This is a genomic window from Kitasatospora sp. NPDC092286 (assembly GCF_044755565.1).
Classification (GTDB): domain Bacteria; phylum Actinomycetota; class Actinomycetes; order Streptomycetales; family Streptomycetaceae; genus Kitasatospora.
Genome location: NZ_JBIVRD010000009.1, coordinates 154,163 through 165,940, shown reverse-complemented (window position 1 = coordinate 165,940; position 11,778 = coordinate 154,163). Strand labels below are relative to the sequence as shown.

The 11,778-nt window shown below is 73.1% G+C and carries 14 protein-coding genes; 7 read left to right on the top strand and 7 right to left on the bottom strand.

What is annotated here, in order from left to right:
* A partial coding sequence (locus tag ACIQIB_RS11900) for an ALF repeat-containing protein (protein ID WP_400757728.1) occupies positions 1 to 460 on the bottom strand: 460 nt, incomplete at its 3' end.
* A gap of 170 nt (positions 461 to 630) precedes the next feature.
* Positions 631 to 1,971 (bottom strand): hypothetical protein, encoded by a 1,341-nt coding sequence (locus ACIQIB_RS11895; protein ID WP_363607207.1) that lies wholly within the window; start codon positions 1,969 to 1,971, stop codon positions 631 to 633.
* 211 nt (positions 1,972 to 2,182) lie between these two features.
* On the opposite strand from ACIQIB_RS11895, the gene ACIQIB_RS11890 reads away from it, so the two are divergent.
* Positions 2,183 to 2,674, top strand: a complete 492-nt coding sequence (locus tag ACIQIB_RS11890) for an ATP-binding protein (protein WP_363607205.1) — start codon at positions 2,183 to 2,185, stop codon at positions 2,672 to 2,674.
* A gap of 63 nt (positions 2,675 to 2,737) precedes the next feature.
* A complete protein-coding gene (locus ACIQIB_RS11885) occupies positions 2,738 to 2,965 on the top strand; it encodes a hypothetical protein (RefSeq protein ID WP_363607204.1) in 228 nt (75 codons plus the stop codon).
* 83 nt (positions 2,966 to 3,048) lie between these two features.
* Here the strand turns inward: ACIQIB_RS11885 and ACIQIB_RS11880 are convergent, their stop codons facing one another.
* Both ACIQIB_RS11880 and ACIQIB_RS11875 read right to left on the bottom strand, forming a co-directional pair.
* Positions 3,049 to 3,522 carry a hypothetical protein gene (locus tag ACIQIB_RS11880; protein ID WP_363607203.1) on the bottom strand — a complete coding sequence of 158 codons (474 nt, stop codon included), beginning with the start codon at positions 3,520 to 3,522 and terminating at the stop codon, positions 3,049 to 3,051.
* Between the two features lie 22 nt (positions 3,523 to 3,544).
* Positions 3,545 to 4,789 (bottom strand): helix-turn-helix domain-containing protein, encoded by a 1,245-nt coding sequence (locus ACIQIB_RS11875; protein WP_400757727.1) that lies wholly within the window; start codon positions 4,787 to 4,789, stop codon positions 3,545 to 3,547.
* Positions 4,790 to 4,836: 47 nt separating this feature from the next.
* On the opposite strand from ACIQIB_RS11875, the gene ACIQIB_RS11870 reads away from it, so the two are divergent.
* Together ACIQIB_RS11870 and ACIQIB_RS11865 are read left to right on the top strand one after the other, a co-directional pair.
* Positions 4,837 to 5,487 (top strand): ATP-binding protein, encoded by a 651-nt coding sequence (locus ACIQIB_RS11870; protein WP_400757726.1) that lies wholly within the window; start codon positions 4,837 to 4,839, stop codon positions 5,485 to 5,487.
* 149 nt (positions 5,488 to 5,636) lie between these two features.
* Complete coding sequence (locus ACIQIB_RS11865; protein WP_400757725.1) at positions 5,637 to 6,146, top strand: DUF3592 domain-containing protein; 510 nt, start codon at positions 5,637 to 5,639, stop codon at positions 6,144 to 6,146.
* A gap of 14 nt (positions 6,147 to 6,160) precedes the next feature.
* Here the strand turns inward: ACIQIB_RS11865 and ACIQIB_RS11860 are convergent, their stop codons facing one another.
* Complete coding sequence (locus ACIQIB_RS11860; protein WP_400757724.1) at positions 6,161 to 7,666, bottom strand: MFS transporter; 1,506 nt, start codon at positions 7,664 to 7,666, stop codon at positions 6,161 to 6,163.
* An 89-nt stretch (positions 7,667 to 7,755) separates the two neighbouring features.
* On the opposite strand from ACIQIB_RS11860, the gene ACIQIB_RS11855 reads away from it, so the two are divergent.
* Entirely contained in the window at positions 7,756 to 8,640 is an 885-nt protein-coding gene (locus tag ACIQIB_RS11855; protein ID WP_363607197.1) for a helix-turn-helix transcriptional regulator, read from the top strand.
* Here ACIQIB_RS11855 and ACIQIB_RS11850 read toward each other — a convergent pair.
* Together ACIQIB_RS11850 and ACIQIB_RS11845 are read right to left on the bottom strand one after the other, a co-directional pair.
* Complete coding sequence (locus tag ACIQIB_RS11850) at positions 8,580 to 9,053, bottom strand: hypothetical protein (protein ID WP_400757723.1); 474 nt, start codon at positions 9,051 to 9,053, stop codon at positions 8,580 to 8,582. The genes ACIQIB_RS11855 and ACIQIB_RS11850 overlap by 61 nt on opposite strands.
* Positions 9,050 to 9,781 (bottom strand): hypothetical protein, encoded by a 732-nt coding sequence (locus tag ACIQIB_RS11845; protein ID WP_400757722.1) that lies wholly within the window; start codon positions 9,779 to 9,781, stop codon positions 9,050 to 9,052. The genes ACIQIB_RS11850 and ACIQIB_RS11845 overlap by 4 nt, the downstream gene beginning before the upstream one ends.
* A 134-nt stretch (positions 9,782 to 9,915) precedes the next feature.
* On the opposite strand from ACIQIB_RS11845, the gene ACIQIB_RS11840 reads away from it, so the two are divergent.
* Both ACIQIB_RS11840 and ACIQIB_RS11835 read left to right on the top strand, forming a co-directional pair.
* Complete coding sequence (locus ACIQIB_RS11840) at positions 9,916 to 11,145, top strand: histidine kinase (RefSeq protein ID WP_400757721.1); 1,230 nt, start codon at positions 9,916 to 9,918, stop codon at positions 11,143 to 11,145.
* Positions 11,133 to 11,777, top strand: a complete 645-nt coding sequence (locus ACIQIB_RS11835) for a response regulator transcription factor (protein WP_363607192.1) — start codon at positions 11,133 to 11,135, stop codon at positions 11,775 to 11,777. The genes ACIQIB_RS11840 and ACIQIB_RS11835 overlap by 13 nt, the downstream gene beginning before the upstream one ends.
* The last annotated feature ends 1 nt before the right edge of the window (position 11,778 follow it).

The following is an 11,778-nucleotide window of genomic DNA, read 5'->3' as shown; positions in this document are numbered from 1 at the left end:
CGCGGTCGTCGTCCTCGGCGCGGGCGGTGTACTGGCCCTCCTTGAGGAACTTGAGGATGTCCTCGTGGGTGCCGCCGAACGCGGCGTTGGCGGCCTTCTGGACGGCGGGGCCGCCGGCGCTGAGGATCTGGGCGACCTTCACCCGGTCGTCGTGCTCGCGCCGATTCGGCAGTTCGACCTCCAGGAAGTGCCGGAGGTCGGCGGCGGTGCCGTCGAGTGCCTTCTGGGCGGCTTCGCGAACGCCGGGCCCCGACTCCTTGTCGGCCAGGATCCGCTGCACCTCGGCGCGGTCCTGCGCCTCCTGGGCCGAGTCGTGGTCCGCCGCGGCGTCGGACGCCGTGTCCGGACCGGAAACACCGGTGGGCTTCGGCTGCTCGGCAGCGGAGGCCATCGACGGGAACAGGACGGTGGGCGCCAGCGCAGCCGCAGCGAGGACTGCGGACACCTTGGGCAACTTCATCAAGCAAACCTGCTTCTCAAGCGGAGATCACGGGGAGAGTTCGTGAACCCGGTCAGCATAGATCGTTTTGCATGATTGGCATATCGACTTTCTTTGCCTGGAGAGCGCCGCCGGACCGGCCAACTCGACGCCCCGCCGTCGTTCTGTTTCCAGGAGTGAGAGGCCACCGGTCAGGCCGCCTTCTGCCGGGCCACCTCGCCGGTGCGCTGGTGGAGCTGGCGGACCGTCCGGTTGCCCAGGTGGGCGGGGAGAGCGGCGTCGAGGGCGCGGAAGTGCTCGTCGCCGCGGACCGAGCTGATCGTCACGTAGTCGTCCAGGAAGGTGTCCCAGGTCGCGCAGGCGGCCTCGATGTGGCCGAGCTCCATCTGGCGCCGCGCGAGCAGCCCGTTGGCGTGGACCCGGCCCTGTTTCCCGTTGGCGGGCCGGGCCCGGTTGGAGAACTGGAGTTCTCTGATGGCCCCGGGGAGGTCGCCGAGTTCGTACAGGACGTGTGCGACGTGGAAGTGATAGGAGGACTGGTCGTAGCCGCCGACGGCGTCGTTGCGGCCGTCGGCCCTGGAGAGCGCCGTCTCGGTCTCCGCCAGCCGGGCGAAGGCCTGTCTGCGGTCCTTCACCATGGCCGCGCCGTGTGCCTGCTGACCGGTCAGGAAGGCCCGCAGGCGCGGGCCCGCGACGGGGGCCGCCTGGGCGGCCGAGTCGGCGAACTCCAGGGCCTTCGAGCCGTAGCCGAGGTTGGCGGCCTGGAGGGCCATGCCGCGCAGGGTGCGGCAGTAGGTCACATGGTCCTGGGCCTCGCGGGCGAGCCTGAGGGCCTGGACGTAGTACTGCTGGCCGAGCCCGTGCGCGGTCTCGTACATCGCCATCCACCCGGTGAGATAGGTGAGATCGGCCGCGGCCGCGAGCAGGTCGGCCTTCACCCGGTCACTGCCGGACGCCTGGAGCCAGGGCCCGACCGAGTTGACCAGGAACGCCGCCGCCATCGGCCGGGCGTGGGCCGCGCCGAGCTCGTCGAGGATGCCGGCGATCCGTTCGGTCACCGCCCGGACGGTCTCGACCTCGCCCTGGCCGATGCGGACGGTGCGGCCCGCCGCCGCGCGGTCGACCGGTTCGGCCGCGCCGTCGAAGCCCGGCAGCGTCAACGCGACCGAGTACAGCCCGGCGGCGAGGACGCCCCGGCGGGACGGGTCCATGTCGGCCCGGCCGATCGACATCAGCTCGGACAGGACGCCCTTCCTGCCGCTGGGCTGGGCGGCGTCACCGAGGCCGGTCTCCTCGGGCGTCACCGGGCGGCCGAGCCTGCGCGACAGCGTCTCCCGGATCACCTCCTGGACCTCGGCACGCGGCCGGGCTCCCGAAAGCCAGTGTGAGACGGACGACTTGTCGTAGGTCAGATGGAGGCCCGCCTCGTTCCCGACGCGGTTCACCGCCCGCGCGAGCTGGTCGTTCCCCCAGGTCGCCTCGTGCATGAGCGAGGCGAGTTCGGTGTTCGGTGTGCGCGGTCGTTGCGCCATCGCGACCCCCGTTCTTCGTTCAACCGGTTCAACGCGGGCACCAGCATCGCCGGTTCTCTCAGGCTCTGTACCCGCGTTGAATCAATGTCAGGCTCCCGGGTGACGCGGCTGTGTTCGCACGATCGTGGTGGGCGGGGGCCGGGTGCTGACGCGGCAGACGAGTCCCGGGCCTCGGCCGGCGGACACAGGCTCACCATCGGATGGAGAAGCAGTGATCACGCGCAGTCCACTCAACACCGCGAGGTTCCCGGTGCCGTACGCCTGGGAGGTCGCGCCGGACGCGGCCGCGGTGCCGTCGGCGCGGAGGCGGGTGGTGGAGGTCGTCCGGGCCTGGGACGCCCCCCTCTCGGACGAGGCGCTACGGGAGGTGGAGCTGTGCGCGGACGAGGTGATCGCCAACGCCGTGGAGCACACCGGCGGCCGCTGCACGGTGACCCTCCGGTGGAGCGACGGCCGGCTCCGGGTGGAGGTCGCCGACCTGTGTTCGGAGCTTCGCGACCGCCAGGACGAGACGGATCCGACCGGCGGTCGCGGTCTGCTGCTGGTGGCGGGGCTGGCGCACGGCTGGGGCTGGCACCCGTCCGGTGCGGGCAAGGTGGTCTGGTTCGAGTACGCGGCCGATCGCGAGCCGGACGGCTCCCCGCGCCCCGCACACGGGTGGGGTGCGGGGGAGGACCTCCGGCCCCTGTGGCAGGTGGCGTGATGGGGGCACCTCCCGCCCGCGCGCGCACCGTCCTCGTCGGACTTCTCCGGAAGGGACGTCCCGATGAGCGGCGGGAAGCTGCCGACCAGGGCTGAACTGGGCTGCACCGCCCTGACCTTCACGCTCTCCGGGGGCGTCGCGTTCGCGGCCGCGAGCCTGATCGACGCCGACCAGCCGGAGGTCGGCCGCCTGGTCTGGTGGATGTTCTTCGCCGCCGCCCTGATAACCGGGACGAACTGGTCCGCCGCCTGGCTCCAACGCCGCGACGCCGACCGGCACCGCGACCACTGACCCCTGACGAAGGCCCCTGCGAGGAGGAGGACCAGCGATCCTCCTCCTCGTACCATGCGTGGAGGACTTCCGTCGACGTGCGGCTACCTGGCCGCCCCGTGCGGCCAGAGCACCTGAACCGGCACTCCGCGCCGTTCCGCGTATGCCACCACGTCGGCCGTCCCGCCGTAGCCCCGGGCCGGCAGGCCGTCCCAGACAGCGAGGAGTCGCTCCGCCAGGCCGACCACCAGCTCACTCCCGGCCATGTGGGCGGCCTCGTCGGACGGCACCATGCCGGTGCGGTGGACGGCCGAGGCGCCGCGCAGCAGCCGGTCGTAGACCGGGTGGTGCCACACGGGCAGGCTGTTCCGGTACTCCTCGGCCGGGATCACGACCTCGAGCCGTCCGCCGCGCTCGAGGACGGTCCCGGCGAGCCAGCTGTCCGGCCCGTCGGCGATACACGACACGACGGTCAGCCCGGCCGGGTCCTGGTCCCGGACGGCGTTCTCCAGCAGCCGTCGGACCTGCTGCTCGATCTCGGCCGTCAGCCCCCGGTGCCCGGTGATCCCGATACGCATCGCGTCCCCTCCCTGGAGATCCCTACAGATACACGCCGTGCAGATGCTCGTCGAAGTCCCTCACGACCTTGGGCGGTGAGGAGGTGGTGAGCGAACGTCGCAGAGCGCGGGCTCGTTCGACGATTCGCCCCGAACGGTAGTGGAGCCCGGTGTCCATGGCCCGTGAAGCGAGCGCAAAGGCCGCTTCAATCCTTCCCGCCGCAAGGTGCCCCGCGGCGATGTCCAGGACCAGCAGCGCGCGCTGCTTCGCATGGCCGGTGGCGAGAGCGGCCGCATCAGCGGTGACGGCCCATTCCGGAAGACCGAGCTTGGCGCCACAGGTCACCCTGAACGAGGCGACCTTGGCTTCGTCGAACGCGAACACCCAGGGCCAGGGCGGCGGTTCATCGCGGGTGTGGGTCTCCGCCGCAGCCCGGCTCCGTGTCAGTGCGCGGTCGGCGCTGCGCTGGTCGCCCCTGGCGGCGTGCCCAAGAGCCTCGACCGAAGACAACCACGCATCGGCGATCGCAGGACGAGTCGGCCCCAGGAACCGGCGCGCCGCGGCTGCGAGGCCGAGTGCTTGTGCGGCATTGCCCGCGTGGGCTTCGAACTGCGCAAGGCTGCCGGCCTGGTAGGCGGCCAGGAGGGGATCCCCTGCCGATCGGGCAGCCTTGACGGCGGACCCGTAGAACGAGCGCGCCGATCCGTTGTCGCCCATGTCCCAGGCCAGCCATGCGGCAAGGCCGGCTGCCTCGCTGGCGACGGCGGCGAGCTTCGTCCGATGGCCGGGGGTCGGGGCTGAACCCACCAGCGCCTGAATCAGCCGCATATGGGAGTGCACCGCACCGGACAGTTCCCGCGAGGGGGTCGATCCGTCCAGGCGGCGGTACGAGGTCGTGCCGAGTCGGAGTGCCGCAGCCTGTTGCCCGGACTCGTCGGGCAGCTCTGGTATGGCTGCGAGTACAGGGGTCGCAGCCATCGCTGCGACCCCTCCGAGGAATTGCCGTCGTTCCACGTGTTCAGTCCCGTTTCCGGCCCGCACGCCCGTGTCGGCGAGGCCGAGCAAGGCCGCTGGGATTCCGAGGTGCGCCGATACGCGGATGAGCACATCCATGGTGTACGGACTGCTGCCGCGCTTTTCCAGGCGGGAGATTGCCGACTGGGAGAGCCCGCACGCCTCGCCCAGCTGGAGCTGTGTCATGCGATGGTGCGTCCTGGCCAGCTCGATGATCTTGCCGTAGTTCCGCGCCCGGGACGCGTCCCGGAGCGCTGTCGAATTCCAGTTCAACAGCCCACTCCACACTACGAGTTCGACCGGACCAACCATGCATTCGAATGCGCCTCACGCATATCCGTATGCGAGCACCGCATGCCCGATGGTCCCACGAGCGTGATCGGGCATTCACTGAATGTCATCAAGGGTTTGTTGTCGGACTCGGTGAAGGTGGCCGGGGCGGCAGTGCCGCGGTTCCTGAGGGCGGCCGGGCAGCCCGGCTCCGACGAAGGGTGTTCGTAGTGATCAGTCCGCTCAATACCGCGCGGTTCCCGGTCCTTTCGGAGTGGGGTGTCGCTCCGGATGCGGCTGCCGTGTCGTCGGCGCGCAGGCTGGTGGTGGAGGTGGCCAGGGTGTGGGGAGTCCCGTTCTCGGACGAGGCGCTGCGGGAGGTGGAGCTGTGTGCGGACGAGGTGATCGCCAACGCCGTGGAGCACACGGGGGAACGCTGCACGGTGACCCTCCGGTGGAGCGACGGCCGGCTCCGGGTGGAGGTCGCCGACCTGTGTTCGGAGCTTCGCGACCGGCAGGACGAGACGGATCCGACCGGCGGTCGCGGTCTGCTGCTGGTGGCGGGGCTGGCGCACGGCTGGGGCTGGCACCCGTCAGGTGCGGGCAAGGTGGTCTGGTTCGAGTACGCGGCCGACGCCCTGCTCCCCACGCATGGATGGGGAGCAGGGCACGACCTCAGACCCCAGGGCCAGATGGCGTGACGGATTCGCCCTCCGCCCGAGTGACCGTTGGGTATTGGCGTGCCGCCGGCCAGGGCTGAACTGGGCTGCACCGCCCTGACCTTCACGCTGTCCGCGGGTGCGGCTAGCGTGAGCGCGCGTGGGCCGCCGCGCCGACACCAGGGGGAACGATGGAGAACCTGCCGGACCATGGCCGGACGGTGCGGAACGGCTCTCTGGCGATGATCGCCCTGGGGGTCCTGCTGTTCGTCCTCGGCGTCGTCTACCTGATACCGCACGACATGGGCGTGACGTCGGTCCTGCGGAGCCGCGGCGTCCACACCCGGGCGGTCGTCACCGAATGCACCGGGGTGAGCGGGCCGGAGGACAACCCCGCAGGAAACTCCGACTGCCGGGTGCGGTTCACGGCGTCCGACGGGACGTCCGTCGAGACCCGACTGGCCTATGTCACCGGGACCGCCCGAGTACGTGACACCGTGGCCGTGGTGTACGACCCCCGGCACACCGGCACCGCCGCCCTCGAGTCGAGCATCGGCGTCCGGGACTCGCTGGTCCGGAACACGCTCGACGTGGTCGCGCTGATCGCGTCGGTCGTCATGACGCTGCTGGGCCTCGCGGTCCACCTCGCCTACCGCTGGGTCACCCGGGCACGTCCACGGCCGGGGCCGTCCGGAACCTGAGGCCCGGCGGCCGGTCAGCCGATGGAGCGGGGCAGGCGGGTGGTGAGGTAGAGGATGGTGAAGGAGCCGAGCAGCTGGATGCCGAGGACCAGGGCGAGGGCGCGGTCCATGCCCAGGGCCGGGGAGAGCGCCAGGTAGAGGGTGCCGAGGGTGGCGACGCCGAGGGCGAGGCTGGACTGCTGGCTGGTGGCGAGGACACCGCTGCCGACGCCGGCGCGGTCGGCGGGGACCTTGGAGAGAACGACGCGGAACAGCGGGGTGCCGATCAGGCCCTGGCCGATGCCGGCGAGCGCGACGCCGGGAGCCATCCGCAGCGGCGAGAAGTGCTGCCAGTCGGCCAGGACGGTGAGGGCCAGCGTGGCCAGGCCGACGGCCTGGACGACGGCGCCCGCGGTGAGCACCCGGCTGCCGAAGCGGCCGATCAGGCGGGGGCCGGCGAGCGAGGCCCCGAAGTAGCCGACGGCCATCGGGACGAGCGCCCAGCCGGCCGCCACCGGGCCGAGGTGCAGGCCCTGCTGGAGGGCGACCGCCACCACGAACATGAAGCCGCCGAAGCCGGCGAAGTAGGGGAGCGCGATACCGAGCCCGCGTCGCATCTCGGGGATCCGCAGCAGGGACGGCGGCACCAGCGGGGTGCCGCCGCGCAGTTCGGTGCGGCGCTCGACGACCGCGAAGGCGGCGGTGAACACCGGGAAGAGCGCGAGCAGCAGCCAGGACCAGAGCGGCCAGCCGGCCGCGCGCCCCTCCATCAGCGGGACCAGCAGCGAGACCAGCGCGGCGGCGAGCAGGACGGTGCCGGGGACGTCCACCCGGGCGGCCCTCGGGGCGCGGCTCTCCGGGACGTAGCGGACCGCGAGGACGACGGCGAGCAGCGCGAACGGGACGTTCAGCAGGAAGACCGAGCGCCAGCCGGTGCCGAACAGGTCGGCGGCGACCAGCATGCCGCCGAGCACCTGCCCGATCACCACCGAGATGCCGGCCACCGCGCCGTAGACGCTGAGCGCGCGGCCGCGCCGGGCGCCGTGGGTGGCGGCGGTGATGGTGCCGAGCACCTGGGGGATCAGCAGGGCCGCCGAGGCGCCCTGCGCGGCGCGGGCGGCGACCAGGCTCCACGCGCCGGGGGCGAGTCCGCAGGCGAGCGAGGTCAGGGCGAAGGCGACGGCGCCGACGACGAACAGCCGGCGGCGGCCGAAGATGTCGCCGAGCCGGCCGCCGAGCACCAGCAGGACGGCGAAGGCGACGCCGTACCCGGCGGCGACCAGTTCCAGGACGGCGGGCCCGGCGGCCAGGTCGTGGTCGATGGTGGGCAGGGCGACGTTGACGATGAAGAAGTCCAGCATCGGCAGGAACGCCCCGAGCAGGACGGTGACCAGCCCGGCGGTGCCGAGTGCGGCGGCGCCGGGTGCGGTGGTACCGCCGGAAGCGGTGCCGGGGGTGGTGGCGGCCGCTCCGGCGGGTCGGGGTGGAACGGTGACGGTGGTCTTGGCGACGGCGAGTTGTTGGGTCACGGGTCCTACCATCCAGGCCACCACACCCTGGTACCAGAGTGTGCTTATCCGGGTATAAGAAGTACCTGGCAACAGGCTCCCGGGTGGCGCATGCTGGGGTGATGAGCCTGACCACCGCCGCCACCGCTCCCGTCGCGAGCGCCGCCCACACCCCCCTCGCGCCCGCCGAGGCCCGGCGGCACGAGCTGGCCGCCTTCCTGCGCAGCCGCCGCGAGCGGATCGCGCCCGACCAGGTGGGCCTGCCGATGACCGGCCGGCGCCGGACGCCGGGGCTGCGCCGCGAGGAGGTGGCGCAGCTCGCCGCGGTCGGGGTCACCTGGTACACGTGGCTTGAGCAGGGGCGTGACATCCAGGTCTCCACCCAGGTGCTGGACGCGGTGGCCCGCGCGCTGCTGCTCGACCCGAGCGAGCGCGCCCACCTGTTCACCCTCGCCGCGGCGGAGGACCCGGCACCGGTGGTGGAGTGCCCGACGATCACCCCGAGCGTCCGGCTGGTGCTGGACCGGATGGCGCCGTACCCGGCGGGGGTCGTCAACTCCCGCTACGACGTGCTGGCGTACAACCCGCAGTACACCGGGATCGTCGGCGACCTCGACGCACTGCCGTACGAGGACCGCAACCTGCTCTGGCTGGCGTTCACGCCCTCGCGCTTCCGCGAGGTCCTGGTGGACCACGAGAGCGAACGCGAGCTGATGGTGGCCCGGTTCCGCTCGGCGATGGCCGACCACAGTGCCGAACCGGCCTGGAAGGCGCTGCTCTGCCGGCTGCGCAAGGCCTCGCCGGACTTCGAGGCGGCCTGGCAGCGGCACGACGTCCAGCGGCCGGGCAACGGGCTCAAGCGCTTCCACGTCCCGGGCGTCGGTCTGCTGCGCTGCGACTACACCAGCTTCTGGCTGGGCCCGCGCCAGGGACCGCGGCTGATCGCCTACACCCCCAGGGACGAGGAGACCCGTGAGCTGATGAACCGGCTGCCGACTCGGCTCTGAGCGGCACGGCCGGTGGTGGAGCAACCGGCGGCGCGCGCGGCGGCGGCGCGGCCGAGCACCAGGCAGAGGGCGGCCAGCGGCAGTTCGACGCAGCAGGCCATCACCAGGGCGGCGAGCAGCGGCAGACCCGATCCGGCGGTGCCGATGTCGGCGAGGGCGTCGGCGGCGAGCAGCAGCGCCACCGCGACGGCGGGCCGGAGCGCGGCCGGGCTGCGGCGGCGCAGCAGCGCGTCCAGCCGGAGCAGGGCGGACAGCTCCAGCAGATCGAGGACGACCCAGGCGGTCTCGTGACAGACGGCCAGCACCGCCAGCCAGGGCAGCAGCGCCAGCGCGGCCAGGGCGGGCACCTTCTCCGCGCGGGCCGGCAGGGCCGGCAGCGCGGCGGGGCGGGCGGTCAGAACGGCGGTGCTCATGCGGCACCACCGGTCACGCCGCCGTTCACACCGTCGGTCACGTCATCGGCCGTGCCGGTGTCGACGGTCGTGCCGGTACCGACGCGGGTGGCGTGGCGGCGGATCCGCTTCAGCGGCCGCCGCTCGCGCACGCCCTCGCCCGGGTGCTCCACCAGGACGCCGTCGAACGAGCCCTCCGCCCAGGCCAGCCAGAACTCCCCGGCCACCGCGACGACATGTCCGGCCGCGGTGATCCGGGCCGGGCGGCCCAGCCACCGCAGCCGTCCGGCGGTGAATCCCACGGTGGGCGCCGTGCCGTCCTGCGGCAGCCGGCCCCAGGCGACGCCGTAGGCCCGCCGCCCGTTCCCGCCCGAGCCCGGGCGCGGACCCGAGCCCGGGTCCGCGTCGTCGGCCATGCAGCGCCGGGCCGCGCACAACAGCTGCGAGGTGAGCCGCGCGGCGACCAGGACATCCACCAACTCGCCGTGCTCGTACACCTCCAGGGCGGCCCGGCCCCGTCCGGCCCGGACGGTGCGCACCGACCACGGGCCGCGCGGCCCGACGGGCAGCCGCCCGTCGCCGTCCCCAGCCGCCCAGGAGGCGGCCCAGGAGGTCGCGGCGGAGCCGGCGCCGGACGCCGCCGGGCCGGGCACCGAGGCCCGGCCGTGTGCCGTCCCGTCTGCCGTCCCGTCTGCCGGTCCGGGCCGCCCGGGCGGCGGGGCGGCGGAGTGCGATGCGGTGCTCGTCATGCCGTCAAGCCTTCCGCGCACCACGCCCGGTGTCGGTAGTGCGCCGCTCCCGACCGGGGGTGTACCCAGCTGCACCCCCGGCCTGTACACCCCTTCATGGCAGCGGCCGATGATCACGCTCTACGCTGTCGGCCATGCCCTCCACCACGCTGCGCCGAGCGCTCGCCAGGGGCGCCGGTCGGCCTCCGTGGTCGGCGGACGTCTGGCGCGACACCCGTTTCACCGCCGCGGGCATCCCGATGGCACTGCCGGTCTGGATGGCCTTCACCCAGTCCAAGCTGTTCGTGCCGGTGGTCCTCCTGCTCCTGGCCTGTCTCCGCCCGCTGACGGCCGTTCAGCGCGGTCGCCTGCGCACCCTGCGCGGGGTCGAGGTGCCCCTGCTGCTGCGGCCGGCCGACGCCCCGTCCGGCCTGCTGCTCCGGCTGCGGACCGGCGTGAACTGGCGTCAGGTCGGCTACCACCTCCTCGTCGGCCCGGTGCTCGCGATCGGCGCGGTGGCGCTGCTGTACGCGTGGGGCGCCGGTCTGGTGATGGCCACCGTCTACGGCTGGGCCTGGCTCATGCCGCACTCCAGCCCGGTGCGGACGGAGTGGCTCACCCTGAACATCCCGGTCACCTTCGGCGGCGTGGCGCTGCTGGCCGTGCTGCCCGGGGCGACGGCCCTGCTGGCGTGGCTGGAGGAGCGCACGGCCCGCCGGCTGCTCGGGCCGGGCCTGGCGGAGACCCTGGAGCGCCGGGTCGAGGAGATCGCCGAGAGCCGGGCCGGTGTGGTGGACGCCGCGGACGCCGAGCGCCGCCGGATCGAGCGTGACCTGCACGACGGCGCCCAGCAGCGGCTCACCTCGCTCGCGATGAACCTGGGGCTGGCCCGGCGGACCCTCAAGGACGTCCCGCCCGAGGCCATGCAGGTGATCATCGACGCGCACGAGGAGGCCCAGGCGGCCATCGACGAGCTGCGCGACCTGGTCCGCGGCCTGCACCCGGCCGTCCTGGAGGACCGCGGTCTGGACGCGGCGCTGTCCGGTATCGCGGCCCGGGCCCCGCTGCCGGTGCGGCTCGACGTCGACCTCGCCGAGCGGATCGCCCCGACCGTCGAGGCGGTCGCCTACTTCACCGTCTCCGAGGCGCTGGCCAATGTGGCCAAGCACGCCCGCGCGTCCCGGGTCGACCTCTCGGTCCGGGCGGTCGGCGGCCGGCTGCGGCTGGTCATCAGGGACGACGGTGTGGGCGGTGCGGACCCTTCGCGCGGTACCGGGCTGACCGGTCTGCGCAAGCGCACCGCCTCGGTCGACGGCACGCTGTCCGTTCTCAGCCCCCTCGGGGGCCCCACCACCATCACCGTGGAGTTGCCGTGCGCGCTGTGATCGCCGAGGACTCGGTCCTGCTGAGGGTCGGCCTGGTCAAGGTCCTGGAGGCGGTGGGCTTCGAGGTCGCCGCCGCGGTGGGGGACGCCGAGGCGCTGCTCGCCGCGGTCGAGGAGCACCGGCCCCGGGTGGTGGTGGCGGACGTCCGGATGCCGCCCGGTTTCACCGACGAGGGCGTCCGGGCCGCGCTGATGATCCGCCGGCAGTGGCCCGAGGTGGCGGTCCTGCTGCTCTCCCAGTTCGTCGAGGAGCGCTACGCCGCCGATCTGCTGGCCACCAACACCAGCGGGGTCGGCTATCTGCTCAAGCAGCGGGTGGCCAATGTGGACGATTTCGTGGACGCCCTGCAGCGGGTCGCCGAGGGCGGGACCGCGCTGGACCCGGAGGTGGTCGCCCAGCTGCTGCTGCGCCGCCACCGCGACCCGCTGGAGCGGCTGACCCCGCGCGAGCGGGACGTGCTCGGGCTGATGGCGGAGGGCCGGTCGAACGCCGCGATCGCCGCCGCCCTGGTGGTCAGCGACAGCGCGGTGGCCAAGCACATCAACTCGATCTTCACCAAGCTGGACCTGCCGCCGGCCGACGACAGCCACCGCCGGGTGCTCGCGGTGCTGCGCTTCCTGGAGGTCGGGTAGC

Coding starts and splice junctions, on each gene's coding strand:
- ACIQIB_RS11895 (WP_363607207.1), bottom strand. CDS start 1,971: ATGGCGCAACGACCGCGCACACCGAACACCGAACTCGCCTCGCTCATG.
- ACIQIB_RS11885 (WP_363607204.1), top strand. CDS start 2,738: ATGAGCGGCGGGAAGCTGCCGACCAGGGCTGAACTGGGCTGCACCGCC.
- ACIQIB_RS11880 (WP_363607203.1), bottom strand. CDS start 3,522: ATGCGTATCGGGATCACCGGGCACCGGGGGCTGACGGCCGAGATCGAG.
- ACIQIB_RS11870 (WP_400757726.1), top strand. CDS start 4,837: ATGCGCCTCACGCATATCCGTATGCGAGCACCGCATGCCCGATGGTCC.
- ACIQIB_RS11865 (WP_400757725.1), top strand. CDS start 5,637: ATGGAGAACCTGCCGGACCATGGCCGGACGGTGCGGAACGGCTCTCTG.
- ACIQIB_RS11860 (WP_400757724.1), bottom strand. CDS start 7,666: ATGGTAGGACCCGTGACCCAACAACTCGCCGTCGCCAAGACCACCGTC.
- ACIQIB_RS11855 (WP_363607197.1), top strand. CDS start 7,756: ATGAGCCTGACCACCGCCGCCACCGCTCCCGTCGCGAGCGCCGCCCAC.
- ACIQIB_RS11850 (WP_400757723.1), bottom strand. CDS start 9,053: ATGAGCACCGCCGTTCTGACCGCCCGCCCCGCCGCGCTGCCGGCCCTG.
- ACIQIB_RS11845 (WP_400757722.1), bottom strand. CDS start 9,781: ATGACGAGCACCGCATCGCACTCCGCCGCCCCGCCGCCCGGGCGGCCC.
- ACIQIB_RS11840 (WP_400757721.1), top strand. CDS start 9,916: ATGCCCTCCACCACGCTGCGCCGAGCGCTCGCCAGGGGCGCCGGTCGG.